This window comes from Mycobacterium sp. 1482292.6 (assembly GCF_001672995.1).
Classification (GTDB): Bacteria; Actinomycetota; Actinomycetes; order Mycobacteriales; family Mycobacteriaceae; genus Mycobacterium; species Mycobacterium europaeum_A.
Genome location: NZ_LZKV01000108.1, coordinates 1 through 4,721 on the forward strand (window position 1 = coordinate 1; position 4,721 = coordinate 4,721).

General features: G+C 65.2%; 1 protein-coding gene. It reads right to left on the reverse strand.

Annotated elements, in window-relative coordinates:
- Positions 1 to 4,721: non-ribosomal peptide synthetase (locus A5624_RS11375; RefSeq protein WP_156748980.1), on the reverse strand; the 4,721-nt coding region annotated here is incomplete at both ends.

Sequence of the window (4,721 nt, forward strand, 5' to 3'; positions counted from 1 at the left end):
GGCACCATATAGGCCGGCAACAGCTCACCCAGCCGAGCACGAGCACTGCCGGGATCCACAGCACCCACTGATGATTCAGTGACGTATCCGATCAGCCGCTTATCACCGGGTGGATCCTCACGGGCGACGACGACCGCCTGCTCCACCCCCGCCACACCAGCTAACGCGCTACGCACCTCCCCCAGCTCAATGCGGTAGCCGCGAATCTTGACCTGCTCATCCGCGCGGCCCACATAGCGCAACTGCCCATCGGGTGTCCAGCACACCAAATCCCCGGTGCGATACATCCGCGCACCCGGCCCCCCGAACGGACACGCCACAAACCGCGACCCCGTCAACGACGCACGCCGCCAATACCCCACCCCCACACCAGCACCGGCCACATACAACTCACCAACCACCCCCACCGGCACCGCACGCAACCACTGGTCCAGCACAAAGAACGCCAGGTGATCCAACGGCACCCCGATGGGACTGACAATGCTCTCGAGGTCACCGGCCCCGATCTCTCGGTATGAAGCGTGCACCGTGGTTTCGGTGGTGCCGTACATGTTGACCAGTCGTGGCAGCCGTGGGTGGCTGCCCAGCCACGGCCGAAGACGTTGCGGTTCAAGCGCTTCCCCACCGAACACCACCGTCTGCAGTCTTAGCCGCTCTCCCAGCTCGGGCTCGAGAGTGTCGGCGGTTTGCAGTGCATAGAACGCCGACGGCGTCTGGCTCAGAACGCTGACCTGTTCGCTGACCAGCAAGGCATGTAGATCCTGTGGCGAACGCACCACCGGGTCAGGCACGACCACCAGCCGACCGCCACGCAGTAAGGCGCCCCAGATCTCCCACACCGAGACGTCGAACGCCAGCGAATGCCATTGTGACCACACCGAGCCGGGCCCCGGCGGCAGTGCGGGATCCAGCGCGGCCAGCAGCCGGGTGACGTTGTGATGGGTCACCGCAACCCCTTTGGGGACACCGGTGGTGCCCGAGGTGTAGATCAGATAGGCGATATCCTGTGGCGCCGGGGCCGGCAGCGCGGTGGCGGGTTGGGAATCGGCAGCGGAATCAGCGAGGTCGATCACCACCACGTCGTACGGGTCCAGCCGGCCGGCCAATCCCGCACCGGCCAGGACGGCGACTGGGTCGGCATCGGTGAGCATGAAACCGATCCGGGTGTCGGGATGGGCGGGGTCGATCGGCACGTACGCTGCCCCCGTCTTGAGCACCGCTAGGATCGCCGTCACAGACTCGGCCGCGTGGGGGATCAGTAGGGCAACCCGTTCACCGGTGCGGGCTCCGTGTCTAACCAGCAAGTGCGCCAACCGGTTCGACGCGTCATCGAGGTCTCGGTAACTCATGTTGCGGTGTTCGAAAGTGACCGCCACGGCTTGTGGGGCCTGCGCAACCTGGGCGGCGAATGCCGCTGGGATTGACACCGCCCTCGGCGCGGGCGCGGTCAAGACCGACCGATTACTCGAGCCGTCCAGCACCGCACGCTCAACCGGACCGACGATGTCAATTGACGACAGTCGTTGGTCGCAGCCGGCGGCCATGGCCGCCAGCAATCGCGGTAGGTGATTGATCAGTGCGTCGATGGTGGCCGCGTGGATCACGTCGGTGTCGTATTCGACTCGGATGCCCAGTTCGCGACCGGGGATCACCTGCACGGTCAACGGGTAGTGGTTGTATTCGCGACTGGTGATCTCGGTGATGGTGATACCGCCTGCGTCGAGCACTCCGGCGGTGTCGATGGGATAGTTCTCGTAGACGAACAGGGTGTCGAAAAGCGCCGTGACGCCGGCGATCTGCTGGAGGTCGCTGAGTGCCAAGTGCTGGTGTTCGGCGGTGTCGTTGTGAAAGGTCTGGAGTTGGTCCAGGAGGTCGGCGACGGTAGTTGCGGCCGCGATACGCGCGCGCACGGGTGTGGTGTTGATTAGCAAACCGACCATCGATTCGACGCCCTGCACATCGACGGTCCGCCCCGACGTCACGGTGCCGAAGGCGACGTCGTGCTGACCGGTGAACAGGACGAGCATCTGGGCCCACGCGGCGTGCAGCACGGTGCTGAGGGTGGTATGCCTCGAGCGTGCCAGGTCACGGAGGGCCCCGGTGGTTTCGGTTGAGATTCGTAACGATTCGACACCTCGGCGCCCGAGGGTCAGGGTTCTTGCCGGGGCTACCAGGGTGGGACTCTCAAACCCGTTGAGCGCCTTGATCCATGTCGATTTGGCCGCGCCATGGTCCTGGCCGGCAAGCCAGCTGATTAGCCTGCGATACGGTGCTGGCTCGGGCAACCGGTGCCCCTGATAGCAGGCCAAGATCTCCCGCAGAAGGATCGGCAGCGACCAGCCATCCAGCACGATGTGGTGATTGGTCAATACCAACCGATGCTGGTCTGTTGTGGTGCGGATCAGCGCGGCCCGGAAAGGGGATCCCCCGGTGAGGTCGCTGACCGCGGCGCGCTCAGCGGCGCACACACGCTTGATCCCTCCCTCGACGTCGGTGCTGCCCTCGAGGTCCACATATTGCCAGGTGATTTCGGGATCGGTAGCGATGATCTGCACCGGCTCGCTAAAGCGGGTGCAGAATTCGGCGCAGAGGTGGGGATGTCGTTTGACTATGTTGTGCAGCGAATCGCGCAGCCGGGTCGGTTCCAAGGGGCCAGACAGGACGGTTTCCAGCTGCACCGCATAGATGTCGTCGCTCGAGTCGCATGCGAGGGTGGCATGGAACAACAGTCCCTGCTGCAGCGGCGTGAGGGGCAGCACGTCGGCGATCCGGTATCCCTGTTGTAGCTCGTCGATCTGTCGCTGGCTGAGTCGGGCCGGCACGATGTCGGAGGGTGTCAGCCCTCCTCCGCCGGCGCGGACATGTCGGGAGATGCCCGCTAGCGCCTCGAACCACAATCGATTCAGCCGGTCTATCTGTTCGCGGTCGAGAACCGTTGTCGCCCACGTCCAGTTGGACTGGATTCGCGGTCCGGAAGGGGTGTTCACCGTGGCGGCGTTGAGTTCAACGGTGTGCGCCAACGGCATTGGTATGGCCGAGGCCATGCTCGTCACCCACAAACTGTCTTGGTCGACACGCCAGAGTTCGCCGGAGAACTCGCCGGTCTCTGCGCCGAGGCGACCCAGATAGTTGAATCCGATCGCCGGGTCGACGCCCTTCAGGTCCACGTCGGGGTTCAGGTAGCGCAGCAGGCCATAGGTCAAGCGATCAGGCAAGGCACGCAGCTGTTCCTTGGCGTCCTTGATCACCGGTCCCAACGCGGCATCACCGGCGACTACCTGCGGCCAGGACAGCTCCCCGGCGACCAGCGATATCGGGTACTTGGTGGTGAACCATCCCACCGTGCGCGATAGATCGACATGGGCGGCCAGCTCTTCGTGGCGGCCGTGGCTCTCGACGTCGATGCCGATCGGCGCCCCGGCGGCGCCGAGAAACTCGTTGCAGGCCAACCCGAACGCAATCAACAGGATGTCCTGCACCCCAGCGTGAAACGCCGCAGGTACCTCAGCGATCAGCTGCTGGGTCGTTTCGACATCCAAGACCGCGGACAACCGCCCCGCCGTGGCATAGGTGTCCACCTCCGGTCGCGCGGCCGCTAACGTCGCGGGCGTCGTTGAGACCTGACGCCATGCGTCGACAAATTTCGCCACCGCTGCGTTGTGGGCGTGTTCGTGCAGCAGTGCTGTCCAGGTGGAAAACGACGTCCCACCCGACGGAAGCACGATGCCCTGCCCAGCTCGACACTGGCCCCAGGCAATGTTGATGTCCTCCAAGATGATTCGCCAGGAGACGCCATCTACGACCAAATGGTGGGCGATCAAAACCAACTGCTGCGGGCGAGGCACCCACAAAGCGCTGAGCATGATCCCGGACGCGGGGTTCAGCCGGGACCGCGCCGTCATCAGGGCCTCATCGGACAGCGCGTCCACCTGCTGCAGGCAGTCCTGCGCCCGCAGCGATCCGGCCTCGGGCACCGTCAGCGACCAGCCACCGGCGCCATCGTCGTCGACCCGCAACCGTAACATCGCGTGCCGATCCAGCAGCGCCTGCAGCAGCGCCACCACGTCGGCCTCTGTCACGCCGACCGGGGCCCGCACCACGACGGTCTGGTTGAACAAATCGACCGGGCCCGCGACGTCGCGCAACCAGCCCATGATCGGGGTCGCCATGACGGGGCCGATACCCTCGTCGGCGACGGCGACCTCCCCGTCGGTGAAGATCGCCACCCGAGCCAGTCGGGCTACCGTCTGCTCGACAACGACATCCCGTGGCCGACACAACACCCCAGCAGTTCGCGCACGGGACACCACCTGCATCGACAAGATACTGTCCCCGCCGAGCTCGAAGAACGAATCGTCGACCCCGACCCGCTCGACACCCAGCACCCCCGCATAGACAGCAGCCAGGATCTCCTCCAGCGCGGTCGCCGGAGCGCGGTAGGGGTCACGGCCGCGATACTGCGGGGTCGGTAGGGCGTGCTGGTCGAGTTTGCCGTTGACGGTCAGCGGCATGGCGTCGAGGACCACGATCGCAGCCGGCACCATATAGGCCGGCAACAACTCACCCAGCCGAGCACGCACCTCGCTGGGATCGACTGCCCCCGAACGGGATTCCGTGACATAACCCACCAGCCGCTTATCACCAGGTGGATCCTCACGAGCGACGACGACCGCCTGCTCCACCCCCGCCACACCAGCTAACGCGCTACGCACCTCCCCCAG